Origin of the sequence: Pseudomonas sp. KCJK9111 (assembly GCF_046231935.1) — a bacterium.
Classification (GTDB): Bacteria; Pseudomonadota; Gammaproteobacteria; order Pseudomonadales; family Pseudomonadaceae; genus Aquipseudomonas; species Aquipseudomonas parafulva_B.
On the sequence record NZ_JBJJMO010000042.1, the window covers coordinates 17,566 to 41,670 of the forward strand.

26 protein-coding genes and 1 other RNA gene are annotated in these 24,105 nt (G+C 62.6%); 10 read left to right on the forward strand and 17 right to left on the reverse strand.

Annotated features, from left to right (window positions below):
• Positions 1-120: 120 nt before the first annotated feature.
• Complete coding sequence (gene argE, locus ACK59L_RS14740; protein ID WP_058602838.1) at positions 121-1,263, reverse strand: acetylornithine deacetylase; 1,143 nt, start codon at positions 1,261-1,263, stop codon at positions 121-123.
• Between the two features lie 114 nt (positions 1,264-1,377).
• On the opposite strand from argE, the gene ACK59L_RS14745 reads away from it, so the two are divergent.
• Entirely contained in the window at positions 1,378-2,745 is a 1,368-nt protein-coding gene (locus tag ACK59L_RS14745; RefSeq protein ID WP_409274433.1) for a CYTH domain-containing protein, read from the forward strand.
• A gap of 5 nt (positions 2,746-2,750) precedes the next feature.
• Here ACK59L_RS14745 and ACK59L_RS14750 read toward each other — a convergent pair whose 3' ends face one another.
• Entirely contained in the window at positions 2,751-3,221 is a 471-nt protein-coding gene (locus ACK59L_RS14750) for an Lrp/AsnC family transcriptional regulator (RefSeq protein ID WP_058602836.1), read from the reverse strand.
• A 125-nt stretch (positions 3,222-3,346) separates the two neighbouring features.
• Between ACK59L_RS14750 and ACK59L_RS14755 the strand changes: the two genes are divergently transcribed.
• The 3 genes from ACK59L_RS14755 (at position 3,347) to ACK59L_RS14765 (ending at position 5,863) form a co-directional block, all read left to right on the forward strand.
• Positions 3,347-3,658, forward strand: a complete 312-nt coding sequence (locus tag ACK59L_RS14755; protein WP_409274436.1) for a hypothetical protein — start codon at positions 3,347-3,349, stop codon at positions 3,656-3,658.
• Positions 3,659-3,790: 132 nt separating this feature from the next.
• Positions 3,791-5,464: a GspE/PulE family protein gene (locus ACK59L_RS14760; protein WP_409274437.1), complete on the forward strand. Its 1,674-nt coding sequence runs from the start codon at positions 3,791-3,793 to the stop codon at positions 5,462-5,464.
• An 84-nt stretch (positions 5,465-5,548) separates the two neighbouring features.
• Positions 5,549-5,863 (forward strand): DUF2388 domain-containing protein, encoded by a 315-nt coding sequence (locus ACK59L_RS14765; protein WP_058638182.1) that lies wholly within the window; start codon positions 5,549-5,551, stop codon positions 5,861-5,863.
• Positions 5,864-5,957: 94 nt separating this feature from the next.
• Here the strand turns inward: ACK59L_RS14765 and gcvH are convergent, their stop codons facing one another.
• The 9 genes from gcvH to ACK59L_RS14810 all read right to left on the reverse strand — a co-directional run bounded on the left by gcvH (position 5,958) and on the right by ACK59L_RS14810 (position 15,262).
• Positions 5,958-6,341: a glycine cleavage system protein GcvH gene (gene gcvH / locus ACK59L_RS14770; RefSeq protein ID WP_409274439.1), complete on the reverse strand. Its 384-nt coding sequence runs from the start codon at positions 6,339-6,341 to the stop codon at positions 5,958-5,960.
• A 51-nt stretch (positions 6,342-6,392) separates the two neighbouring features.
• Positions 6,393-7,475 carry a glycine cleavage system aminomethyltransferase GcvT gene (gcvT, locus tag ACK59L_RS14775; RefSeq protein WP_409274441.1) on the reverse strand — a complete coding sequence of 361 codons (1,083 nt, stop codon included), beginning with the start codon at positions 7,473-7,475 and terminating at the stop codon, positions 6,393-6,395.
• 135 nt (positions 7,476-7,610) lie between these two features.
• Positions 7,611-9,233: an ABC transporter permease gene (locus ACK59L_RS14780; protein ID WP_409274443.1), complete on the reverse strand. Its 1,623-nt coding sequence runs from the start codon at positions 9,231-9,233 to the stop codon at positions 7,611-7,613.
• Positions 9,234-9,307: 74 nt separating this feature from the next.
• Positions 9,308-10,309, reverse strand: a complete 1,002-nt coding sequence (locus ACK59L_RS14785; RefSeq protein WP_196134712.1) for an extracellular solute-binding protein — start codon at positions 10,307-10,309, stop codon at positions 9,308-9,310.
• Positions 10,310-10,451: 142 nt separating this feature from the next.
• Positions 10,452-11,675: a 2-octaprenyl-3-methyl-6-methoxy-1,4-benzoquinol hydroxylase gene (locus tag ACK59L_RS14790; RefSeq protein WP_409274445.1), complete on the reverse strand. Its 1,224-nt coding sequence runs from the start codon at positions 11,673-11,675 to the stop codon at positions 10,452-10,454.
• Positions 11,676-11,678: 3 nt separating this feature from the next.
• A complete protein-coding gene (locus tag ACK59L_RS14795) occupies positions 11,679-12,161 on the reverse strand; it encodes a DUF4442 domain-containing protein (RefSeq protein ID WP_027913425.1) in 483 nt (160 codons plus the stop codon).
• Positions 12,158-13,357 (reverse strand): 2-octaprenyl-6-methoxyphenyl hydroxylase, encoded by a 1,200-nt coding sequence (gene ubiH, locus ACK59L_RS14800; RefSeq protein WP_409274448.1) that lies wholly within the window; start codon positions 13,355-13,357, stop codon positions 12,158-12,160. Before ubiH ends, ACK59L_RS14795 begins: the two co-directional genes overlap by 4 nt.
• Entirely contained in the window at positions 13,354-14,688 is a 1,335-nt protein-coding gene (pepP, locus tag ACK59L_RS14805) for a Xaa-Pro aminopeptidase (RefSeq protein WP_058602826.1), read from the reverse strand. The genes ubiH and pepP overlap by 4 nt, the downstream gene beginning before the upstream one ends.
• A 19-nt stretch (positions 14,689-14,707) precedes the next feature.
• Positions 14,708-15,262, reverse strand: a complete 555-nt coding sequence (locus ACK59L_RS14810; RefSeq protein WP_027913422.1) for a YecA family protein — start codon at positions 15,260-15,262, stop codon at positions 14,708-14,710.
• A gap of 181 nt (positions 15,263-15,443) precedes the next feature.
• Between ACK59L_RS14810 and ACK59L_RS14815 the strand changes: the two genes are divergently transcribed.
• The 4 genes from ACK59L_RS14815 to ACK59L_RS14830 all read left to right on the forward strand — a co-directional run bounded on the left by ACK59L_RS14815 (position 15,444) and on the right by ACK59L_RS14830 (position 16,828).
• Positions 15,444-15,626, forward strand: coding sequence for a TIGR02449 family protein (locus tag ACK59L_RS14815; protein ID WP_033693939.1), 183 nt, complete (start codon positions 15,444-15,446; stop codon positions 15,624-15,626).
• Entirely contained in the window at positions 15,623-15,943 is a 321-nt protein-coding gene (locus ACK59L_RS14820; protein ID WP_023532287.1) for a cell division protein ZapA, read from the forward strand. The genes ACK59L_RS14815 and ACK59L_RS14820 overlap by 4 nt, the downstream gene beginning before the upstream one ends.
• A gap of 17 nt (positions 15,944-15,960) precedes the next feature.
• Positions 15,961-16,140, forward strand: a non-coding RNA gene (gene ssrS / locus ACK59L_RS14825) — 6S RNA.
• 79 nt (positions 16,141-16,219) lie between these two features.
• A complete protein-coding gene (locus tag ACK59L_RS14830; protein ID WP_058602825.1) occupies positions 16,220-16,828 on the forward strand; it encodes a 5-formyltetrahydrofolate cyclo-ligase in 609 nt (202 codons plus the stop codon).
• Positions 16,829-16,844: 16 nt separating this feature from the next.
• Here ACK59L_RS14830 and ACK59L_RS14835 read toward each other — a convergent pair whose 3' ends face one another.
• Positions 16,845-16,997 carry a hypothetical protein gene (locus ACK59L_RS14835; protein WP_023532702.1) on the reverse strand — a complete coding sequence of 51 codons (153 nt, stop codon included), beginning with the start codon at positions 16,995-16,997 and terminating at the stop codon, positions 16,845-16,847.
• A gap of 178 nt (positions 16,998-17,175) precedes the next feature.
• Between ACK59L_RS14835 and ACK59L_RS14840 the strand changes: the two genes are divergently transcribed.
• The gene (locus ACK59L_RS14840) at positions 17,176-17,625 is read left to right on the forward strand and encodes an EVE domain-containing protein (RefSeq protein WP_196134710.1); all 450 of its coding nucleotides are present in this window, start codon (positions 17,176-17,178) and stop codon (positions 17,623-17,625) included.
• Positions 17,626-17,696: 71 nt separating this feature from the next.
• Here ACK59L_RS14840 and ACK59L_RS14845 read toward each other — a convergent pair whose 3' ends face one another.
• Entirely contained in the window at positions 17,697-18,101 is a 405-nt protein-coding gene (locus ACK59L_RS14845; protein ID WP_058638192.1) for a flagellar basal body-associated protein FliL, read from the reverse strand.
• Positions 18,102-18,259: 158 nt separating this feature from the next.
• On the opposite strand from ACK59L_RS14845, the gene ACK59L_RS14850 reads away from it, so the two are divergent.
• Positions 18,260-19,243 carry an NADPH:quinone oxidoreductase family protein gene (locus tag ACK59L_RS14850; RefSeq protein ID WP_409274452.1) on the forward strand — a complete coding sequence of 328 codons (984 nt, stop codon included), beginning with the start codon at positions 18,260-18,262 and terminating at the stop codon, positions 19,241-19,243.
• On the opposite strand, the gene ACK59L_RS14855 is transcribed toward ACK59L_RS14850, so the two are convergent.
• From ACK59L_RS14855 to rho, 4 genes are all read right to left on the reverse strand, one after another.
• Positions 19,244-19,894 (reverse strand): gamma-glutamylcyclotransferase, encoded by a 651-nt coding sequence (locus tag ACK59L_RS14855; protein WP_058602821.1) that lies wholly within the window; start codon positions 19,892-19,894, stop codon positions 19,244-19,246.
• Between the two features lie 266 nt (positions 19,895-20,160).
• Positions 20,161-21,129: a CDP-6-deoxy-delta-3,4-glucoseen reductase gene (locus ACK59L_RS14860; protein ID WP_058638194.1), complete on the reverse strand. Its 969-nt coding sequence runs from the start codon at positions 21,127-21,129 to the stop codon at positions 20,161-20,163.
• Entirely contained in the window at positions 21,129-22,595 is a 1,467-nt protein-coding gene (gene ubiD, locus ACK59L_RS14865) for a 4-hydroxy-3-polyprenylbenzoate decarboxylase (RefSeq protein WP_023532812.1), read from the reverse strand. The genes ACK59L_RS14860 and ubiD overlap by 1 nt, the downstream gene beginning before the upstream one ends.
• Positions 22,596-22,767: 172 nt before the next feature.
• On the reverse strand, positions 22,768-24,027 hold the full coding sequence (gene rho / locus ACK59L_RS14870) for a transcription termination factor Rho (RefSeq protein WP_023532437.1): 1,260 nt from the start codon (positions 24,025-24,027) through the stop codon (positions 22,768-22,770).
• Positions 24,028-24,105 lie beyond the last annotated feature (78 nt).

Here is a 24,105-nt window from a genome sequence, read left to right on the forward strand (position 1 = left end):
AGGGCCTGTGGATAAGTGGACGGAGAACGGCGTTACAGGGGCGTTCAGGATCATCGTCGGAACAGGCTTGCGGTCACGCGCGGTCTCCTCTAGGCAGAAACGAATGAAAGGGGTGGACGTTTAATGCAGGCAATAGTGCCCGATCAGGTCACGCAATAGACGCACGGTCGGCTCGATACGTGACATATCCAGGTATTCGCCAGGCTGGTGTGCGCAGGCGATGTCACCAGGGCCGAGCACGATGGTCTGGCAGCCAAGCTGCTGAAGATAAGGTGCTTCGGTGCCGAATGCCACCGCTTCGGCGCGGTGGCCGGTGAGCCGCTCTGCCACCTGGACGAGTTCACTGTCGGCCGCCTGTTCGAACGGCGGCACTTCGGGGAACAGCGGCGCATAGTCGATACGCACGTCATGGCGCTCGGCCACCGGAACCAGTTTTTCACGGATGGCGGCGCGCAGCTGGTCCACGTCCATGCCCGGCAATGGGCGCAGGTCGAACTCAAGCGCGCACTGGCCGCAGATCCGGTTGGGGTTGTCGCCACCGTGAATGCAACCGAAGTTCATGGTCGGCGCAGGCACCGTGAATTGCGGATTGTTGTAGACCTTCTGCCATTGCTGGCGCAGGCCCATCAGTTCGCCCATTACCGCATGCATGGCATCCATGGCGCTGCGGCCCAGGCTTGGGTCCGAGGAATGACCACTGCGCCCGAGGATGTCGATCCGATCCATGAGGATGCCTTTGTGCATGCGGATCGGCCGCAGCCCGGTCGGCTCGCCGATGATCGCCGCGCGGCCCAGCGGCTGGCCAGCATCGGCCAGGGCACGGGCGCCAGACATGGAGCTTTCCTCGTCGCAGGTGGCCAGAATCAGCAGCGGCTGCTTGAAGTCGTGCTGCAGCAAGGGAATGACGGCCTCGATCACCAGTGCGAAAAAACCCTTCATGTCGCAACTGCCGAGCCCCACCCAGCGACCCTCGACTTCGGTCAGCTTCAAGGGGTCGCTGCTCCAGAGCTGCTCGTCGTAGGGCACGGTATCGCTGTGGCCGGCCAGCACCAGGCCGCCAGGGCCGCTGCCGCGGCTGGCCAGCAGGTTGAACTTGCCGGGAGTCACCTGCTGAATGTCGCAGGAAAAACCCAGATCACCCAGCCAGGTAGCCAGAAGGTCGATGACCTGACGATTGGACTGGTCGAGCGAGGCCTGGGTGCAACTGACCGAAGGCGCGGCGATCAAGGCGGCAAATTGGTCTTTCAGCGTCGGCAACGGCATGCGTGTACTCCTCGGAAGCATGGCCCATCATAGGACCATCCGCCGTCTGGAATAAACCGTTGAAGGCCTACTGCTGTAGACTCTGCATCGACCACGCCCCCTTTCGAGCCTGTAATGCCCAAAGAAACCGAACTCAAGCTGCGCGCCAGCCCCGAGACCCTCGCCGCCTTGCGCGAGCACCCGCTGCTGAAAAAGCGCAACAAGTCTGGCTGGCAGACCCGCGAACTGCTGAACCAGTATTTCGACACGCCTGAGCGCGCGCTGGCCGAGGCACGCGTTGCCCTGCGCCTGCGCCGTGACGGTGATACCGTCATCCAGACCCTCAAGTGTCGCGGCACCAGCGTGGCTGGCCTGTCCGAGCGCAACGAGCACGAATGGCAACTGGACAAGGTCAAGCTGGACCTCAAGAAGCTGGATGACAGCTGCTGGCCCGCGCAACTGGCCGATCTGGACAAGAAGACCATCAAGCCGTTGTTCACCACCGACTTCACTCGCGAATATGCCGAAATCGCCTGGGGCCGTGGCAAGGCCAAGGTGGTGATCGAGGCTGCGCTGGACCAGGGCTTCGTGATTGCCGGCAAGCGCAAGGAAGCGATTTGCGAGTTGGAACTGGAGCTGCGTGAAGGTGAGCCTGCGGCGCTACTGGAGCTGGCTGCCGAGTTGGCCGCAAGCGTTGCGCTGATGCCCTGCGATATCAGCAAGGCTGAGCGCGGCTACCGCCTGCTGGAGCCCGAGCGTTTCGAACTGGACCTGAGCGTCGCCGACCTCGAAGCGGACATGGCCTTGGACGATGCCTACGCTGCGCTGGCCTGGCAACTGCTGGGCAACAGCCAGCGCCTGGCGGAGCAGTACCGCCACAGCGGCCACTGGCGGTCGCTGCAGGACTGGGTGCAGAACCTCATCGAGCTGCGCGCCATCACTGCCAGCCTGGGCCAGGCCGCCCCCCGCACTGCCACCCGTGACCTGCGCACGCGCCTGGATGCCCTGCTCGAAGACTGGCGTCCACTGGTGCAAGCCGGCAACGATGACGAAGACATCCGCCGCGCTGCGCCCGAGCAGTTCGCAGAAGAGCTGGATGATCCTCGCTGGGGCCAGTTCTCCCTGGAAACCTCGCGCTGGCTGCTGTCGCGTGCCTGGACTGCCGAACGCAAGGGCCGTGGCGAGCGCCAGGGCAAGGCGCTTCTGGCAAGCTGGCTGGCACACCTGATTGCCGAGGAAGGCCGCGCTCTGAAGTTGTCGCTATACACCCAGCGCCCCGAAGACCTGGCAGAGCAACTGCCGCGCATCGAGCAAGTGATGGCCTGGCTGCACCATGCCCGCCATGTGCTGGATGCACCACAAATGGACCGCCTGTACGGCGACATGAAAAAACTGCACGAGCTGGCTGAGCACCCGATCAGCGATGAGGTGCTCGAAGCCCGCATCGAGCAGGCGCGTGCCGTCGATCAGAGCCGTGGCTGGAAGCATCTGCTCAAAGCGTGATGCCCTCAGCCCGACAGCGGCAGGCTGGTGGTGGACTTGATCTCCGAAAGGGCCACGATCGAGTTCACCTCCTGAATACCGGGAACGTTCGAGAGCTTTTCGAAGAAGAACCGTTCGTACGCCTCGATATCCGGGGTGACGATACGCAGCAGGAAGTCCACCGAGCCCATCAGCACGTAGCACTCGAGCACCTCTGAAAACCCGCGGATCGCCTCTGTGAACTCGGTGAAGTTCGAGCGGCCATGGGCATTCAATTTCACTTCGGCGAATATCTGGGTGTTCAGCCCGATTTTCTTGCGGTCCAGCAAGGTGACCTGCCCGCGAATCACCCCCTCCTCTTTGAGCCGTTGAATCCGTCGCCAGCATGGCGATTGTGACAAGCCAATGCGTTCGGCGATCTGAGCGCTGGACAGCGAAGCGTCTTCTTGTAGCAACTCGAGGATACGACGGTCGTAGACATCCAATGCGCCGTGCATGAACAATTCTCCAGATCGACCTGCATCGATCATAGTTATGCAAGAACAGACTGATTTAGTCGAATCTTAGCGAAATAATACCGGCTCGGGCATGCAAAACTTTCTGCACTCAAAGAGGATGACGCATGAACTCACTGCCGCGTGCCGATGTATGGGCCAACAGCAATGCTCACACCAGTGTGCTGTACCGCTTGCAGGCCGAAGCCGAGCCCGACAGCTTGTGCCGGGTGCTCAATCAGTTCGCCTTGCAAATGCTCACACCGCATAGCGTCCAGGTCACTCAACAGGATGACTGGTTGGCCATCGATATCGGCATTGGCGGCTTGAGCTGGCACCGCGCCGAAGTGATCGCTCAGAAATTGCGCAACATGGTGTGTGTGGCTGACGTGCACTTGGCCCCGCAACACCGTGTGGAGCTGTCGGTAGTGCACGCCTAGCGGCGCATCGGCCAGCGCTTTGAGGTGAGCATGAATAGCCCTCAGGCAAAACCCTGACATCCTTTCGATTCGGCTATGGCGGGGGCTGAACTAGCCTTGATCGGGTCTTCTTGATCAGGCACGGACGCCTTTATGCATAACCCCGATACCCTGGCACTCGATCTGCACCGGGTGCTCGAAGCCTTACTCATCGACCAGCGCCTGCACGCCAGCGATAGCGTGCGTGTACTTGAGCATGCCGTCGATCATCCTGGCGATCATCCGCTGGAGCAGGTGGCCGCCTGCAACCTTGCCGACCGCCTCCATCCGGGGCAAGTACTGGACCTGGATCGGCTTTGCCAATGGCTGGCTGCCAAGACGGGCCTGCCCTATCTGCGTATCGATCCGCTGCAAATCGACCTGCAGCAAGTGGCTGAGCTGGTGTCACCAGCCTTTGCGCAGAGCCACGGCATTCTCATCGTGGCAGCTGACGCGGCGAGCGTCACCGTGGCCAGCGCACAGCCCTATCAGTGCCGTTGGCAGGCCGATCTGGCCCTGAGCCTTGGACGAACCGTGCGGCGAGTGCTCGCAAGCCCTTTGCAGATGCGTCAGGCCGGTGAACCCTTCCAGCGCCTGGCGCAGTCGGTCAAGGGCGCGCACCACCAGCAATCGAACCGCTTCGGCGAACTCGAGCAGTGGCTGGAGCTGGGCAAGCGCCACTTGCAGGCCAACGCGGATGACGCGCACATCGTGCATATCGTCGACTGGCTGCTGCACTACGCGATCGACCAGCGCGCCAGCGACATCCATCTGGAGCCACGCCGCGACCAGGGCCACTTGCGCTATCGCATCGATGGCCTGTTGCACACCGTCTATGTTTTCCCCGCCGCAGTCGCAGTGGCCTTGATCAGCCGCCTGAAGCACCTTGGGCGCATGGATGTCGCGGAAAAACGCAGGCCTCAGGATGGCCGACTGCAAAGCCGCCTGCCAAACGGGAGCGAGGTGGAGCTACGTTTGTCGACCCTGCCCACTGCCTTTGGTGAAAAGCTGGTATTGCGCCTGTTCGACCCGCAGCAGCTGCACGAGAGCTTTGATCGGCTCGGTCTTCAGGGGCAGCAATTGGGTCAATGGCAAGGCCTGCTGCAACGGCGCCAGGGCATCATCCTGGTCACAGGGCCTACGGGCTCAGGCAAGACCAGCACGCTGTACGCCAGCCTCAAGCTATTGGCCACCCCGCAGGTCAACCTGTGCACCATCGAGGACCCCATCGAACGACTCGAACCCGGGTTCAACCAGTTTCAGGTGCAGCCGGCCCTGGACCTGGGCTTTGCCAACGGCGTGCGCGCCATGCTGCGCCAGGATCCGGACATCATCATGATCGGCGAAATACGGGACCCCGACACCGCACGGGTGGCCGTGCAGGCCGCCCTTACCGGGCACCTGGTGCTGTCTACCCTGCACACCAACGACGCCTGTGCCGCAATCATCCGTCTGCAAGAACTGGGTGTGGCTGATTACTTGATCAAAGCGACATTGATTGCGGTGATGGCCCAGCGGCTTGTGCGCACGCTGTGCAGCCAGTGCCAGGGGCGCGACGCAGCCAGCTGCAGAACGTGCCGCGGCACGGGTTTTCATGGGCGTACCGGCTTGTTCGAATTACTCGAACCCAGCGACAACCTGCGTGCCCTGATCGGCCCTCATACGGACCTTGCGCAATTGCGCCGCCAGGCCCAGGCAGATGGCCTTGTGGACCTGCGCCGCTGCGGCGAGGCCAAGGTTGCGTGTGGGCAAACCCTGGCTGACGAAGTACTGCGTGCATGCAGCTGATCAGAAGCGGCAGGCCCAGGAACTTGGCAGGTTCGCGAGCATCCAACCGCACATCTTCAACCCTCACCTTCGAGGTGTCTCATCATGCGTCTCAACACTGCCATCGCTGCCGCAGCCCTGCTCGCGCTGCCTGTGGGCTCGGCCATGGCCGATTCCTTCTGGCGTAATGTGATCTCTTCCGGTGCAACCACCGGCTCGACCTACCTGACCTCGCGTGACCACAAGTTGGTGATGGCGGCGCAGGATGATGCTGGCAGCTTCGTAGCCAGTGAAGGCGCCATCCGTGGGCCATTCCTGGAGTCGGCAATCAAGCAGGTGCGTGCGGAACATCCAGGGCTTCACGCGTCTGACATGGAGCTGGCCAATGCCATTCTGGCCAAGCATGCTATAGCCGACTGATCGGTACAGCGCCGGCCTCAACGCCGGCTAACTCGCGCCGGGAGGTCTTCAACCCCTAGCTGCGAGTGCTTTCTGCCGGTGACGCAAGGACGGCTTACTCGCCAATGAGGGCCTCGTAGCCAGCCGCATCCAGCAGTTTATCCAGATCAGCCTGGCTGCTCGGCTTGAGCTTGAAGATCCATGCGTCGTAGGGCTGCTCGTTCAGTTGTTCAGGGCTGTCGGCCAACGCCTCGTTGACCGCGATCACTTCGCCACCGACCGGGGCGTAGATGTCGGACGCGGCCTTGACCGACTCCACGACACCGGCCGCGTCGCCTGCGGCAAACACCTTGCCCACTTCGGCCAGCTCGACGAATACCACGTCACCTAGCGCTTCCTGCGCATGGTCACTGATGCCTACCGTGACGGTACCGTCGGCTTCCAGGCGGGCCCATTCATGGCTTTGGGCAAAACGAAGTTCGGCGGGGATATTGCTCATGTCTTGAATTCCTCGATTGGCTCAGCGGTACGCCCGCCGTTTGATGATAGATCAGATCAGGATCTTGCCGTGGCGCACGAAAGTCGGCCTGACCACGCGCACCGGGTACCACTTGCCACGAATTTCCACTTCGGCCCGGTCGCCCGTGGCCATGGGCACGCGTGCCAGGGCAATGGACTTGCTCAGCGTAGGTGAGAAACTACCACTGGTGATCTCTCCTTCGCCAATCCCCGCCACACGGACCACCTGGTGGGCGCGCAGGACACCGCGCTCCTCCAGTACCAAACCCACGAGCTTTTCCTGTACGCCCCGCTCGATTTCCGCCAACAGCGCCGCGCGGCCGATGAAGTTTCGGCTTGCCGGCTCCCAGGCGATGCTCCAGCCCAGGTTGCACGATAACGGCGTGTGCTGCTCGTCGATATCCTGCCCGTAAAGGTGCATACCGGCTTCGAGCCGCAACGTGTCGCGAGCCCCCAAGCCGCTGGGCGCGATACCGGCGCCGACCAGGTCGTTGAAAAAGGTCACGGCCTGGTCACCCGGGAAGATCATCTCCAGTCCATCTTCGCCGGTATAGCCGGTGCGCGCGATGAACCAGTCCCCGTCCATCACGCCTTCGAAGGGGCGTAGCGTGCGTATCAGAGCGGCCCGCGAGGCACTGACCAAAGCAGCTACCTTCTCGCGCGCGTTCGGGCCCTGAACGGCAAGAATGGCGAGGTCCGGACGAACCTGAACGTCGACGGCCACCCCATCACGCTGCTGGTCCAGCCACTCCAGCACCCGGGCTCGGGTGGCAGCGTTGGTGACCAGGCGGTAACCGGTCGCCGTGCGGTAGGCGATCAAGTCGTCGATCACCCCGCCCTGCTCATGCAGCATCGGGCTGTAGAGTGCCTTGCCAACCTGATCGAGCCGGGCGACATCATTGGCCAGCAGCCGCTGCAACCAAGCCGTGGCCGTATCGCCCCGGATATCAATGACGGTCATGTGGGAAACGTCGAAGACCCCACAGTCACTGCGCACCTGGTGGTGCTCATCGACCTGCGAGCCATAGTGCAGCGGCATGTCCCAGCCACCGAAATCGACCGTCTTGGCGCCAAGCGCCAGATGCAGGTCGTACAAAAGCGTGCGCTGTCCCATGGGTTTCTCCTTCCGGGCGTGGCGAAGCGGCAGCAGTGGAAGGCTCATGGCCTTCAGCTGTGTGAACAGCGTTGTTTTGATTGCCTGCTGCGCGAGTGCCGCGCATTGTAGCGGCAAGGGCGCAAGCTGACACCCTTAGCAGGAATGGCCTGGCCTGCGCGCCGAGCGGCGTATCAGGCCAATGACCGGCAGCAGCCCGACCACCACCAGCGTCAATGCCGGCAGCGACGCCCGCGCCCATTCACCCTCGCTGGTCATCTCGAACACCCGTACCGCCAGCGTATCCCAGCCAAAAGGACGCATCAGCAGGGTAGCCGGCATTTCCTTGAGCACATCGACAAACACCAGCAACGCCGCGCTCAGTGCGCCTGGCAGCAGCAGCGGCAAGTACACCTTGATGAACAGCCGCACCCCGCCCACACCCAGGCTGCGCGATGCCTGCGCCAACGAGGGACGAATCCGTTCAAGGCTGCTCTCCAGCGGGCCGTAGGCCACGGCGATGAAACGAATCACATAGGCCAGCAGCAATGCCGCAAGGCTGCCCAGCAGCAATGGCCTGCCCGCGCCTCCCAGCCAGCTGGACAGCGGCGCGACGACCTGGCTGTCCAGGTAACTGAAGGCCAGCATGATCGACACCGCCAGTACCGAGCCGGGCAAGGCGTAGCCCAGGTTGGCGAGGCCTACGCCCATGCGAATGCCCGGCATGGGCGCCTGGCGCCGGGCAAAGGCCAGTAGCAGCGCCACGCAGACCGTCACCAGCGCTGCAACGCCGCCCAGGTACAGGGTATGAAGCACCAGGCCGATGTAGCGCTCATCCAGATCGTGGCGCCCGCGCTGCCAGAACCACACCAGCAGTTGCAGCAAAGGGATGACGAATGCGCAGGCGAAGACCAACAGGCACCAGCCGCTGGCCAGCACGGCCTTGCCACCCTGCAGGCGGTACAGCGCCTGGCCTCTGGGGCGTTCACTGGCGCTGTGGTTGGCGCCCCGCGCACGGCGCTCGCCGTACAGCACCAGCATGACGGCCAGCAACAGCAAACTGGCCAATTGCGCAGCGCTGGAGAGGCTGAAGAAGCCATACCAGGTCTTGTAGATGGCGGTCGTGAACGTGTCGAAGTTGAAGACCGCCACGGCGCCGAAGTCGGCGAGGGTTTCCATCAGGGCCAAGGCGATGCCCGTCCCGATGGCAGGTCGGGCCATGGGCAGGGCCACCCGCCAGAATGCCTGCCAGGGCGAGAGCCCCAACACCCGGGCGGCCTCCATCAACCCTTTGCCCTGGGCAAGGAACGCTGTGCGTGCCAGCAGGTAGACATACGGATAGAACACCAGCACCAGCACGATGATCACGCCGCCGGTAGAGCGTACCCGTGGCAGGCGCATAGGCCCGAAAGCCTCGCGCAGGGCACTCTGCACCGGGCCGGCGAAGTCCAGCAAACCTACGAAGACGAAGGCCAGGACGTACGCCGGAATGGCGAACGGCAACATCAGCGCCCAATCCAGCCAGCGACGGCCCGGAAATTCGCACAGGCTGGTGAGCCAGGCCAGGCTGACACCGAGCAAGGTGACACCCAGACCAACCCCCACCACCAAGGTAACGGTATTGCCCAGCAAGCGCCCCATCTGCGTGTCGAGCAGGTGTGACCAGATCTGCAGGTCGATCGACTGCCACGACAACAGCAGCACACTCAGGGGCAGCAGCACGAGGCCGGCGATCAGGGTGACGGGGAGGTACCAGCGACGACGGTGGGTGTAGGGCACGTTATGTCTCGATGACGGGTCGCTGCAGGACCCACGAAGAGGCCTTGGCAGGCCTCTCGGGCAGGGAGCGCCGCTCAGTTCCAGCCAGCACGGTCCATCAGCCGGATGGCTTCGGCCTGCCGCTTGCCGGCCACTTCCACCGCAATACTGTCGGCCTTGAAGTCGCCCCACGCGGCGACTTCGTCAGAGGGCTTGACCTGGGGGTTGGCCGGAAATTCCTGATTGAGGTCGGCGAACAACTTCTGCGCCTGCTTACCGGTCATCCATTCGACCAGCTTTGTTGCGGCCTCAGGATGAGGCGCGTGCTTGGTCAGGCCGATGCCGGAGAGGTTCACGTGCACGCCACGGTCTTGCTGGTTGGGCCAGAAGATCTTCACCGGCAGGTTGGGGTTCTGCTTGTGCAGCCGGCCGTAATAGTAGGTGTTCACCACACCCACGTCGCACTGACCCGCCTCGACGGCCTGGATCACGGCGTTGTCATCCGAGAACACGTCGGTGGAGAGGTTATTGACCCAGCCCTTGACGATCTGCTCGGCCTTCGCCTCACCATGGCTTTCGATCAGGGTGGCGGTCAGGGACTGGTTGTACACCTTCTTCGCCGTGCGCAGGCACAGCCGACCTTCCCACTGCTTGTCGGCCAGGGCTTCATAGGTGCTGAGCTCGGCCGGCTTGACCCGTTCGGTGGAGTAGATGATGGTGCGCGCCCTCAGGCTCAGGCCGGTCCAGTCGTGGGACGAGGCACGGTATTGAGGCGGGATGTTGCGCTCGATGATCTCGGATCGGATCGGCTGCAGGATGCCCATCTGCTCAGCCTGCCACAGGTTGCCTGCGTCGACGGTGAGCAGAAGATCCGCCACACCGTGCTCGCCCTCGGCCTTGATGCGCTGCATCAGGGGGGCTTCCTTGTCGGTGATGAACTTGACCTTGACCCCGGTCTCGGCCGTGTAGGCGTCGAACACTGGCTTGATCAGCTCGTCGATACGCGAGGAGTAGACCACGACCTCGTCAGCTGCCTGCACGGTACCACCGACAACGCTCAGGGCCAGGGCGGCCAGTAGGGACTTGCGTGGCAACATGGAAGGCGCTCCTCGATCGATTAGAGAGGCGCAGATGGTAGTGAATCCCATTTGAACCCTCACCCCCATTGCCGTTACTGGATGTTGCAATGTGCCGGGGTCCGCCACGTATCCGTGCTCGACAGCGGGCCAAGGGCAGCCTTCACGCCTTGGCAAGATCCGGCAAGTCGCCACTCAAGCCTAATGCCTGGCGCACGAACACGGCTTTTGCCTCCGGCAACTGCTCGACCAGCTTCAAGCCACTGTTGCGCAGCCAGCGCAGCGACAACTTGTCGGCCTGGAACAGCCGCTCGAACCCTTCCATGGCTGCCATCAGCGCCAGGTTGTGCGGCATGCGTCGACGCTCATAGCGGCTCAGCACCTTGACATCGGCCAGCCTTTCCCCCCGCTTGCAGGCGTCCATCAGGACTTCGGCCAGTACCGCCGCGTCAAGGAACCCCAGGTTCACCCCCTGCCCTGCCAGCGGATGAATGGTGTGGGCCGCATCACCGATCAACGCAAGGCCAGCTTCCACGTATCGCTTGGCATGCCGCTGGCGCAGGGGTACGCACAGCCGCGGGTCAGCTTGCAGCACCGTTCCGAGGCGGCCTTCGAATGCACGCTCCAGCGCCCCGAGGAAGGCTGGCTCATCCAGCGCCATCAGCCGCTCGGCCTCGGCCGGCGTGGTTGACCACACGATCGAGCACCAGTCCTGCTTGCCGTCTCGGGTCAAAGGGAGGAAGGCGAGCGGGCCATCGTCGGTGAAGCGTTGCCAGGCGGTGGCCTGGTGATTTTGGGCGCAACGCACGCTGGTGACGATGGCGTGGTGCAAGTAATCCCACTCGCGCGTTTCACACCCAGCCAGGCGGCGAACCGCAGAATGAGCACCGTCGGCAGCCACGACCAGCGGCGCGCGCAGCTGCCGTCCGTCGTGCAGCGTCATCAGCCAGTCATCGCCAGAATGGCGTAGCTGTTCCATGCGCGCATTGGGCAACAGGCCGATGTCGCTGTCATGCAGGCGTTCGAGCAAGGCATCCTGCACCACTTTGTTCTCGACGATATGGCCCAGCACCTGCGCATGCACGCTGGTGGCGGAAAAGTGAATCTGCCCAGTGCCACTGCCATCCCAAACCTGCATATCGGAATAGGGCGTCGCGCGCCGCCGTGCAATGCCCTCCCAAGCGCCCAGGCGGTCGAGAATACGCTGGCTAGCCGCAGACAACGCACTGACCCTGGGCTCGAACGGCGCCTTGGCGTCGAACGGCCTGACTGCCAGGGGGCCGCCATCGAGCAGCAGCACCTGCAGACCGCTGTGGCGCAAGGCGAGCGCCAGCGCGCTGCCGACCATACCAGCACCTACGATCAGAACATCTGCGCGTGTTTCCATGCCTTACGCCAGCCTCGCTTGCGGCTTGAGCCGCACGTATAGGGTTTTATCGACCCGCGCCACCAGTTCACCAGCGCCGTCGCGGATATCGACCTGCAAACGGGGCAGGCATTTCTTGCCGGTGGCGGTCTGCTGGCGGATATCGTCCAGCAGCGCGTCATCGACATGGAACTCGGCATACACAGGGCCCTTGCCAGGGGTGATGAAATCGATGCTGGCGGCCTTGTCCCAGACGATGTAGTCGCGCCCCAGCCGTTCAATGAGCAAGAGCATGTAGAACGGGTCGACCATGGCGTAGAGGCTGCCACCGAACTGGGTGCCCACGTAGTTGCGGTTCCAGCGGGTAAGCTTCATCGCCACCCGGATGCTGCGCATGTCAGGGCTGATGTGCTGCACACGGATACCTGCGCCCAGGTAAGGCGGATACAGGTTCAGCATCCAGCGCAGAACGCGCGCACGCCGGGCCAGTTTGCGTGGGTTGCTCATGCCTTGCCCCGTACATCGGAACGCGTACCCAGGCCCATGGCCTGACGGGCGAACCAGCTTTTGGCCGGTGGCAGCAGGTCAAGGCCCAGCAAACCCAGGTTACGGCCTGCGGCGAGCAAAGGCTGGCCGCTACCGAACAGCCGCGTCACCTGATCGGAAAACCCGATGGTCAGCGTTTGATCCAGGCGCTGGCGCTTGCCATAAGCCTGCAAGGTCGCAAGGTCACCTGGCCGTTGCGGCCCTGCAAGCAGCGCCTCGGCAAGGGACTGCACATCCCGCAGTGACAGGTTGAATCCCTGCCCCGCGATGGGGTGCAGGCTGTGCGCAGCGTTACCGAGCACGACCAGGTGGGGACGGATCTGCTCCTGCGCCTCGATTAGCGACAGCGGGTACAGATGCCGTACGCCTACCTGCCGAAGGGTGCCCAGGCGGTAACCGAAGATGCCCTGCAATTCACGCAGGAAACTGCGCTCATCCATGTCAGCCAGGCGCTGCGCATCCATGCCCTGCCGTGTCCAGACCAGCGCGCAGCGGTTTTCCGGTAACGGCAGCAAAGCCATGGGACCCGCTTCGGTGAAGCGTTCGAAGGCCTGTCCACGATGAGGCTCGCCGGGGGTGATGTTGGCGATCAACGCGCTTTGTTCGTAAGGGGTGTGGCAGACATGAATACCCAGTTGCTCACGCAGGCCCGAGCGGCCACCATCGGCCAGCACCGCCAGGTCGCAGTCAATGTGCGTGTCGTCATTGAGGCGCAGGCGGTAACCGCCCTCGATAGCCTGCATCGACGTCACTTCCGCCGGGCAGCGCCAACTGACCACATCGCTGTCCAGGCCCTGCCACAGGCATTGCCCAAGCCAGGCATTCTCGACCACGTAGCCCAAGGCCGGAACGCCTTCTTCCCTCGCGTCCAGGCGGGTGGCACCGAAGCGCCCCCGGTCCGACACGTGAATCTGGGCGATCGGTTCGGCACGCCGCTCGATGGCAGGCCACAAGCCCAGTCGATCGTAGATCTGGCGGGTCCCGAACGACAGCGCCGAAGAACGCGCATCGTAGCTAGGCTGGAAGCTGTCGCCGGGGGCGAAGGGCTCAATGAGGATGATTTTCCAACCACGCGCCTTGGCCCCTGCCTGCAGGGTCAGCGCCAAGCTGGCCCCAACCAGCCCGCCGCCGATGATCGCGAGATTCACCTGGGTCATAGGCTGGCCTGACGCGCGTCGTGCATCAACGCCTCGATCTCGGCGACGGTGCGGGGAACGCCCGATGTCAGGATTTCACAGCCTTGCCTGGTGACCACCACATCATCCTCGATCCGAATGCCGATGCCGCGCCATTTCTTGGCCACGCTTTCATTGTCGGCTGCTATGTAGATGCCGGGCTCGACAGTCAAGGCCATGCCTGGCTCGAGCACCCGCCACTCACCGCCCACCTTGTAATCGCCCACGTCATGCACATCCATGCCCAGCCAATGGCCGGCACGGTGCATGTAGAACGCCCGGTACGCCTCGCTCTCGATCAACGCCTGCACGTCGCCCTTGAGCAGACCCAGCTCAACCAGCCCTTCGGTGATCACCCGCACGGTGGCTTCATGGGCATGGTTCCAGTGCTTGCCCGGGGCGATTTCGGCAAACGCCGCTGCCTGGGCGCTGAGAACCAGCTCATAGATCGCCTTCTGCTCCGGTGAAAACCGCCCGCTGACGGGGAAGGTGCGGGTGATGTCACTGGCATAGCAATCGATTTCGCAGCCCGCGTCGATCAGGACCAGGTCGCCCTCCTTGAGCGGCGCGTCGTTCTGCTGGTAGTGCAGGATGCAACCATTGCGCCCTGCGGCGACGATCGACCCGTACGCCGGCATTTTTGCCCCGCCCTGGCGGAAGGCGTAATCGAGTTCGGCTTCCAGGCTGTACTCATGAAGGCCCGGGCGGCAAGCCTGCATCGCCCGTACGTGGGCTTTGGCAGATATCTCGGCGGCCGTGCGCATCACTTTCACTTCCGCCGCCGATTTATACAGGCGCATGTCGTGCAGCAGGTGATCCAGGGCAACGAATTCGTTCGGGGGCTGCGCACCGAGGCGGGCCTTGGAGCGGATCACGTTGATCCAGTCCATCAGCCGGCGATCGAACTCGGGATTGCTGCCCATGGCGCTGTAGACGCGTTCGCGGCCTTCAATCAGGCCCGGCAGGATCTCGTCAATGTCGGCGATGGGAAACGCGTCGTCAGCACCGAAGTCGCGCACCGCACCTTCCTGACCGGCCCGCAAGCCGTCCCACAACTCGCGTTCAGGATTGCGCTCGCGGCAGAACATCACGTATTCGCCATGCTCACGGCCGGGTATCAACGCAATGACCGCCTCGGGCTCGGGAAAACCACTGAGGTATTGAAAGTCGCTGTCCTGGCGATACACGTGCTCCACATCACGGTTGCGGATGGCAACGGCGGCGGCAGGCAGGATGGCAATGCTGTTGGGAACCATCTGCGCCATCAGCGCCTTGCGCCGGCGGGCATATTCGGCCTTGGGAATGCGGCTCATGGGCAGACTACCCCGTCGTTCAGTGCAGAGAAGGCTTGGGCGCAGGCGCTGCGGGCTTGGCCAGTTCGGAAAACAGCAGCAACGGCGCGACGCGCAGGTATTCCATCACTTCCATGTAGTCGCTTTCGCCGTCCTCGGATTCTTCCAGCGCTTCCTGCACCTGGGAGATGGCCACCAGGTCCTGGAGCACTTCCTTGGCCTCGATGGACAGGTCCTTGCCACCGGCGTTCAGGCCGAAGCCTGTGATGAAGCCTTGGCACCACTGCCCCAGGGCGGTGGCGCGATCGGTCAGCGCAGCATCATCGGACGGCAGCAGCAGCACGATCGCCATGTCGTCGCTGGTAAGCTCGCCCTTGACCATTTCCTGCAGGCCGATCAGGGCATTGCGCACAGCGTCTTGCGGTTCGGTTTCCAGCAACTGCGCCGCATCGGCCAGCCAGCCGTCGGCATCGAAGCCGGCACCCGCACAGCTGCGGCCGATGAGCAGGCCGTGCAGTTCGGCGGGTGTGACAGGGTGGCCATTGCTGGAAAGCAACATGGCGAAAGCAACGTAGGGCGATTGAGTATTGGGCATGGGCTGCTAGGCGCCGGAGGGCGCAATGACTAGAATGAAGGCCTTGTATCCTAGCACCGGCAGGCGCGCCAAGACCATCGGCACTGGCAGTCACGGCCCAGGGAGAGGCATCATCGCAAGATGAGTCAATGACGGAGCGAATCGAGTGCAACCCACGCAAGAGAACGACCTGCAGGCCCTGATGAGCCGATTCGAGCTGCTGATCGAGCGTGTCGAGCAACTTAAACGGCAAAATGCACTCCTAGTAGCTCAGGAAAAGTCCTGGCGCGAAGAGCGCGCCCACCTCATCGAAAAGAACGAGATCGCCAGGCGCAAGGTCGAGTCGATGATCTTGCGTCTCAAGGCCCTGGAGCAAGACTCATGAGTTCAAGCAATAGCGTCACCGTGCAGATCCTCGACAAGGAATACTCGATCATCTGCCCGCCCGAAGAGCGCAACAACCTGGTCAGTGCAGCTCACTACCTGGACAGCAAGATGCGCGAGATTCGCAGCAGCGGCAAGGTGATCGGTGCCGACCGCATCGCGGTCATGGCGGCGTTGAACATTACCCACGAGATGCTCCATCGCCAGGAAGACCGCAGCGCGGCTCCGGCCGGCGGGGCCACGCGCGAGCAGGTGCGCGATTTGCTGGACCGGGTCGACCAGGCGCTGTCCGACGAGACGGGTACCAAAAAAAACTGAGGTTGTTATACTGGCGCCACTCCCTGGTGGATGCGCCAGTCGGTTATGTCCCTGAGCCGATACGCACAACCACGGGGGTTGCACGCTGGGGCAGGTGTGCATGTCCGCTCGACGGAAAGCCTTAATGTCCCCTGCAATCTCCACCTTGAACTTTCGGGTTCAAGGGCTACACCGATAGCGGTCTTATCGGGGAGCCCGAATTCCTTTGCCCGCCACTCGGCGGGCAAGTCGTTTTGGCCGACAGCAATGGCCAGCACTTCTCGGATCGCCCGTGCCATGACCGACACCGCGACGCTCACCCGCCCTCAACTTCGCAGGCACTTGCGCAACGCGCGCCGGGCGCTCACGCCCGCCCAGCAGCGTCAGGCCGCTGCAGGCCTGTACCGTCTGCTGGCACAGCATCCACTCTTTCGCAAGGCCAGGCATATCGCCTTGTACCTGCCCAACGACGGCGAAATCGACCCTGCATTGTTGCTGCGCGAGGCGCAGCGTCGCGGCAAGCGCACGTACTTGCCGGTGCTGCATGCGTGGCCACGCACCCGCATGGTGTTTCAGCGATTCGAGAAGGGCGAGAAGCTCACGCCCAACCGTTTCCGAATCCCTGAGCCGGCCACCGACCGCAGGCGTCAACGCCCGGTGTGGGCACTGGACCTGATTTTGCTGCCCCTGGTGGGCTTCGACGACGCGGGAGGGCGACTGGGCATGGGCGGTGGCTTCTATGATCGCAGCCTGGCTTACCTGGCCCGTCGGCAGACCTGGAAAAAACCACGGCTGCTAGGCTTGGCGCATGAGTGCCAGAAGGTCGAGCGGCTAGCACAGGCCAGTTGGGACGTGCCTTTGCAGGGAACGGTCTCGGATCGTCACTGGTACGTGGCACCGCGCTAAGCGGTGCCGGAAAGGGTCAGCGTTGCGCCTGACCAGCTTCGTATGGCATCTGGTAGGCGTTATCCAGCTTGCGCTCCCAGATCCCCTGCGCATAACCGGTGGTAACCACACCCAAGCCAAAGATGAACACCAGGACCCACAGCAGGTCCGGCTTTTTACGTTGATTCATCGACGATTGCCCCCCAGGCAAACTGTTCAGTGCTCGGCGACTTCTGGGTAGTACCTGAGCATCGCACCTCAAACGGGGCGCATTCTCCGACAACCTGAGCCACCACGCAAACGTTGACGTCAACCGGCCGTCGGTTTGATGGAACGAGTTATTTCAAAGCATTTCTGGAGCAAACAACATGGCCTATTGGCTGATGAAGTCCGAGCCCGACGAACTGTCGATTGAAGGCCTGGCTCACCTTGGCGAAGCTCGTTGGGACGGTGTACGCAATTACCAGGCGCGCAACTTTATGCGTGCGATGAGCGAGGGGGACACGTTCTTCTTCTACCATTCCAGCTGCCCTCAACCCGGCATCGCCGGCATTGCCAAGGTCATCCGCGCAGCCTATCCGGACCCCACTGCGCTGGACCCGCAAAGCCCTTACCACGATGCCAAGGCCACGCCCGACAAGAACCCGTGGAGTGCGATAGACGTGGCCCACGTGCGGACCCTGCCGCGCGTACTTGAGCTGGGCTGGTTGAAACAACAACCAGCCCTGGCCGAGCTGGCGCTGGTACAAAAAGGCAGTCGCCTGTCGGTCATGCCGGTCACGGCCGAGCAGTGGACGGCCATCCTGGCGATGGTTTGAGGCACCTGCCCTGCTCCGGCATTCCCTTGAACCCCAGCCTTGAGTGGCTGACCGAAAACCAGGTCAGCCGCTCACTGGACGATCAGGTTGTTGAACAGCAGGTCCTCGACGATCGGCTTGCCCTCTTCGGTCTCCATCACCTGCTGAACCTGCTTTAGGGCCTCCTGACGTAAATGCTCCTTGGCCTCCACATTGCTCATGCTGTCCACGGTCTGTTGAGTAAACAGTGCGACGAGCTGGTTGCGGATCAGTGGTTCATGGTGCTGTACCGCCTTGGCGGCCTCATCCCCGGTCACTCGCAATGCGACGTCCGCCTTGAACACCCGCAAGCGCGGACCACCATCGAGCGCATAGTTGCCCACGAACGGCGGCGTCAGCGTGATATAGGCCACCTTGGGCGCACCCTCCTTGCCCTCCTCGGCCACGGCTGCGGCGGGTAACACCAGTGCCAACACCATCAATATCCACGCTTTCACGAAATCGCTCCTCTATTCAGGTGGCGCCAGCTTAACCAGCACATCGTTCAAACCCAAGCCTGGGCTTATGCCGGCCCATCAGGACAAGCCATGCTCGTTGACCCGACTGGCGGCCCTCCTACACTTATCGGCCATTACCCGCAAAGGAATAGGCCACGATGAAAGCGCTGCTATGCAAGCACCTGGGCCCGGCCCGCGACCTGGTCCTGGAAGACGTGCCCAGCCCAACGCCCAAGCCCAACGAAGTGCTGTTGAACGTGCAGGCGGCTGGGGTCAACTTTCCCGATACCCTGATCATAGAAGGTAAATACCAGTTTCAGCCGCCCTTGCCCTTCTCACCGGGTGGAGAGGCCGCGGGCACGGTCGCAGCCGTCGGCGCCAAGGTGGGCGGCTTCAAGGTGGGTGACCGGGTCATGGCACTGACCGGCTGGGGTGCTTTTGCCGAGCAAGTGGCAGTGCCCGCCGCCAACGTAATGGCCGTGCCAGCCGGCATGGACTTCATTACCGCCGCCGCATTCGTCATGACCTACGGCACCTCGATGCACGCCTTGCACCAGCGCGGTCGATTGCAAACCGGCGAGACCTTGCTGGTATTGGGCGCGTCCGGCGGGGTGGGCCTGGCGGCGGTCGAGATCGGCAAGGCCATGGGGGCGCGGGTCATCGCGGCTGCCAGCAGTGCGCAAAAGCTCGCGGTGGCCCGTGCCGCCGGGGCCGATGACCTGATCGACTACAGCCAGGACAACCTGCGCGAGGCCATCAAGCGCCTGACCGATGGCAAAGGTGTGGATGTGATTTACGATCCGGTAGGCGGCGAACTGTTCGAGCACGCCGTGAGGGGCCTGGCGTGGAACGGTAGGTTGTTGGTAGTGGGTTTTGCCAGCGGCACCATTCCCCAATTGGCAGCCAACCTTGTGCTGCTCAAGGGGGCGGCGGTACTGGGCGTCTTCTGGGGCGCGTTTGCCCAGCGCCAACCCGAGGATAACGCGGCCAACTTCAAGCAGCTGTTTGCCTGGCACGCGCAGGGCAAATTGAAGCCTCTCGTTTCACAGACATACGCCCTGGCCGACGCGGGTGCGGCCATCGAAACGCTGGGCCAGCGCCAGGCGGTCGGCAAGCTGGTGGTGGTGCCGCCGCGTGCGTGATCACCGTTCGCGCAGATCGTGACAGCGCCTGAAGCGCGCTTCCAGGTTGCGATCAGGCATATGGTGGCTGCGCAGGGCATGAAGGGTCTGCTCGACGTAATCGCGCGTGGTGCCATAACGCCCTTTGGCGCTGGCCAGTATGTGGCTGAGCACGTTATCCGGCAGATTGCCCGCGTAGCAAGGCAGGTGCCGCTCCAACACGAAACCCAGGGCCTGCACCCTGCTGCCATCGTCGAGTCGGCAGTTGAGCCAGTGGGGGCGGTAGGCCGGGTAAGGCATTTCGCGTTGCCACAGGGCTCGCAGCGATGCATCGAGTGTCGCGTCATCCAGCCTGTAGGCAAAGCCGCTGCACGAGCCGCCTCGATCCAGGCCAAACACCAAACCTGGGGTTTCGGGCGTGCCACGGTGCTCGTGCGACCACAGGTACAAGCCCCGGTGGTAACCGTGCACCCGCGCACGTCGACGCTCCACCGCGCTGCACTCGGGCCGCCAGATCAAAGAGCCATAGGCAAACAGCCACACCGGCCCGCCCTGGTGACGGGACATGGCGGCTTGCATGGAGTGATGCAATTGCTCGTGGGTCAGTTGCTGACCAAAATCGAGCGAAGGGGGGTATGTGACTTGCCAGGATGACCGTTCGAGCGCCGACATAAGCTGCCGCTATGATTCCCTGTTAACAAAGCATGTAACGTGACCGAGCCTGATGCGTTGGTCACTGCGTCGTTGACCAGAACCCTCAGGCAAGTCATTCACGGCAGTCGCGCCAGGCGGTGTATAAGCTAAGTCAGGGCAAGGGGCTGAACAAGTGCATGCAGTGATTTTCACGTCAGGCGCCGACGACCGGCCGTGCAGCGCGTTACCTGCTTACGGGGTGGTGCGGGCAGCCACAGGGGCGCCACGCACCGCGATGGAATTCCTCAGCCGCGAGGCGCGTAGGCGAACACGTCCGCACGCATGCGGTGCGCATCCATGCCAGCGTCCACCAGTGCATCGAGCGTTGCGTAGATCATGTTCGGCGAGCCACTGGCGTACACATGAACGCTGTTGAGGTCGGGGATGTCCTCGCAAACCGCTTCGTGCAGCATCCCGCAACGGCCTTCCCAGCCGCACAGGTCGCTAACCACCTGGTGCAGGTACAGGTTAGGCAAACTCAACCACTGATCCCAATGCTCGATCTGGTAGAAGTCTTCCGGGCGTCGTACGCCCCAGTACAAGTGAACAGGGTGCTTGAAGCCCTGAGCGCGGCAGTGCTCCACAAGGCTGTGCATCTGGCCCATGCCGGTACCGGCGGCGATCAGCACCAATGGCCCGTCCGGCAGTTCGGCCAGGTGGGTATCGCCAAAGGGCATTTCGATGCGAGCCAGGCGATCGCGCTGCAATTGCTCGATCAACTGCACGGCACTGGGCTCGCGCGCCAGTACATGCAATTCAAGCTCGCGTCCGGAATGGGGAGCGCAAGCCAGCGAAAAAGCGGCCGGCTTACCCGCTTCGCGTTCGATCATCAAATACTGCCCGGCATGGTAGCGCGGCGGCTTGCCCGCAGGGGCCAACAGGCGCACGCGCCAGACGTCGCCACCCACTTCACGGCATTCACTGACCGTGCAGGTCAGCTTGCGCACCGGCAGCTCGCCCAGGGCGAGTACGCCGTCCCACAGCAGGATGCAATCTTCGAGCGGCTCGGCGATGCAGGTGAACAATTCGCCATGGTCCCGGACTTCTCCGTTCTGGCGCACGCTGCCTTCGACCAGCAATGCAGCGCAGACATGGCAGTTGCCATTACGGCAGCTGTTGGGGCAGTCATAACCCAGCCGACGCGCACCTTCCAGGATCCGTTCCCCGGGCTCTAGCGTCAGCACTGCTCCGGACGGCTGCAACGTTACCTGCATCAATCTATTCCCAACTGATCCCACAGCTCATCGATACGCCGGGTGACGGCTTCGTCCTTGACGATGACTCGCCCCCACTCGCGTGTAGTTTCGCCCGGCCACTTGTGCGTGGCATCCAGGCCCATTTTCGATCCCAGGCCCGACACCGGAGAGGCAAAATCCAGGTAGTCGATCGGCGTGTTGTCGATCATCACCGTATCACGCTTGGGGTCCATGCGTGTGGTGATGGCCCAGATCACGTCGTTCCAGTCGCGGGCGTTGATGTCGTCGTCGGTCACGATAACGAACTTGGTGTACATGAACTGTCGCAGGAACGACCACACACCCAGCATCACGCGCTTGGCATGCCCTGGGTACTGCTTCTTCATGGTCACCACCGCCATGCGGTAGGAGCACCCCTCCGGTGGCAGGTAGAAATCGACGATTTCCGGGAACTGCTTCTGCAGGATCGGCACGAACACTTCGTTCAGCGCCACCCCGAGAATGGCCGGCTCATCCGGCGGCCGGCCGGTGTAGGTGCTGTGGTAGATCGGCTTTTGCCGATGGGTGATGCGCTCGACGGTGAACACCGGGAAACTGTCCACTTCGTTGTAGTACCCGGTATGGTCCCCATACGGGCCTTCAGGCGCCATCTCGCCTGGGTGAATGACCCCTTCGAGGATGATCTCGGCCGTGGCCGGCACCTGCAGATTGCTGCCGCGGCACTTGACCAGCTCGGTGCGATTACCCCGCAACAGGCCCGCGAAGGCGTATTCGGAAAGCGTATCGGGAACCGGGGTCACTGCACCCAGGATAGTGGCAGGGTCTGCCCCCAACGCCACGGCCACCGGGAACGGCTGGCCAGGGTTTTTTTCACACCACTCACGGTAGTCCAGGGCGCCACCACGGTGGCTGAGCCATCGCATGATCACTTTGTTGCGACCAATCACCTGCTGCCGGTAGATACCCAGGTTCTGGCGGTCCTTGTTCGGACCGCGCGTTACGGTCAGGCCCCAGGTGATCAGCGGTGCCACATCGCCCGGCCAGCAATGCTGGATCGGCAATGCGCCAAGGTCCACGTCCTCTCCTTCGAGCACCACTTCCTGGCAAACGGCGTCCTTGACCACCTTGGGCGCCATCGACACCACTTTCTTGAAGATCGGCAGCTTGGACCAGGCGTCCTTGAGCCCTTTGGGAGGCTCAGGCTCTTTGAGAAAAGCCAGCAGCTTGCCGATCTCGCGCAGCTCATCGACCGACTCGGCACCCATGCCCATGGCCACCCGTTCAGGCGTACCGAACAGGTTGCCCAATACGGGAATGTCGAAGCCGGTCGGCTTTTCGAACAACAGCGCAGGGCCTTTGGCACGCAGCGTGCGATCGCAGACCTCGGTCATTTCCAGCACTGGGGAGATCGGGACCTGGATGCGCTTGAGCTCGCCGCGCTGTTCCAGGCCACGAATGAAGTCGCGCAAGTCGCGATACTGCATGCATGAGCCTCGTGTTGGCCGTATCGGTCGGGGGTTCAGAGTGTAGCGCCGTTCAGCGTGCAATGGTCAAAACTGATCAGGGCCGCTTCGCGTCCCATCGCAGCCGGTCCGGGGCACCGGACCGACTGCGATGGGCTGCGAAGCGGCCCCGTTCGATTCAGACCTGAAACGCTTACTTGCGCTTCATCGACAGGAAGAACTCGTCGTTGGTCTTGGTCTGCTTGAGCTTGTCGACCAGGAACTCGATGGCAGCGATCTCGTCCATCGGGTGCAACAGCTTGCGCAGGATCCACATGCGTTGCAGTTCGTCGTCGGCGGTCAGCAGCTCTTCGCGGCGAGTACCCGAACGGTTGATGTTGATGGCGGGGAACACACGCTTTTCAGCGATACGACGGTCCAGGGGCAGCTCCATGTTGCCGGTGCCCTTGAATTCCTCGTAGATCACCTCGTCCATCTTCGAACCGGTTTCGACCAGCGCGGTGGCGATGATGGTCAGCGAGCCGCCTTCCTCGATGTTACGGGCGGCACCGAAGAAGCGCTTGGGCTTTTCCAGGGCGTGGGCGTCGACACCACCGGTCAGCACTTTGCCCGAGCTTGGAATGACCGTGTTGTAGGCACGTGCCAGGCGGGTGATGGAGTCGAGCAGGATGACCACGTCCTTCTTGTGCTCGACCAGGCGCTTGGCCTTCTCGATGACCATTTCGGCCACTTGCACGTGACGGGTTGGCGGCTCGTCGAAGGTAGAGGCAACCACTTCGCCGCGTACGGTACGCTGCATCTCGGTCACTTCTTCCGGGCGCTCGTCGATCAGCAGAACGATCAGGTGGCACTCAGGGTTGTTACGGGTGATGTTGGCTGCGATGTTCTGCAGCATGATGGTCTTGCCCGCCTTGGGCGGGGCGACGATCAGGCCACGCTGGCCCTTGCCGATCGGGGCGCACAGGTCGATGACACGGCCGGTCAGGTCTTCGGTGGAGCCGTTGCCAGCCTCCATCTTCAGGCGCTTGTTGGGGAACAGCGGCGTCAGGTTTTCGAACAGGATCTTGTTCTTGGCGTTTTCCGGCCGGTCGAAGTTGATGGTATCGACCTTCAACAGGGCGAAGTAGCGCTCCCCTTCCTTCGGCGGGCGGATCTTGCCAACGATGGTATCGCCGGTACGCAGGTTGAAGCGGCGGATCTGGCTAGGCGAAACGTAGATATCGTCAGGGCCGGCCAGGTAGGACGCATCAGCAGAACGCAGGAAACCGAAGCCATCCTGGAGAATCTCCAGCACGCCGTCACCCGAGATCTCTTCGCCGCTTTTCGCATGCTTTTTCAGCAGGGAGAAAATCACGTCCTGTTTGCGCGAACGGGCCATGTTCTCGATGCCCATTTGTTCGGCCATTTCCAAAAGATCGGTAATCGGCTTTTGCTTGAGTTCAGTCAGGTTCATAAGGGGAATGACGTAATCATGTAAGAAGGGAGAATTAAGCTTCTGGCTTAATGAAGCCGCGCCGCTAGATGGCGAAAG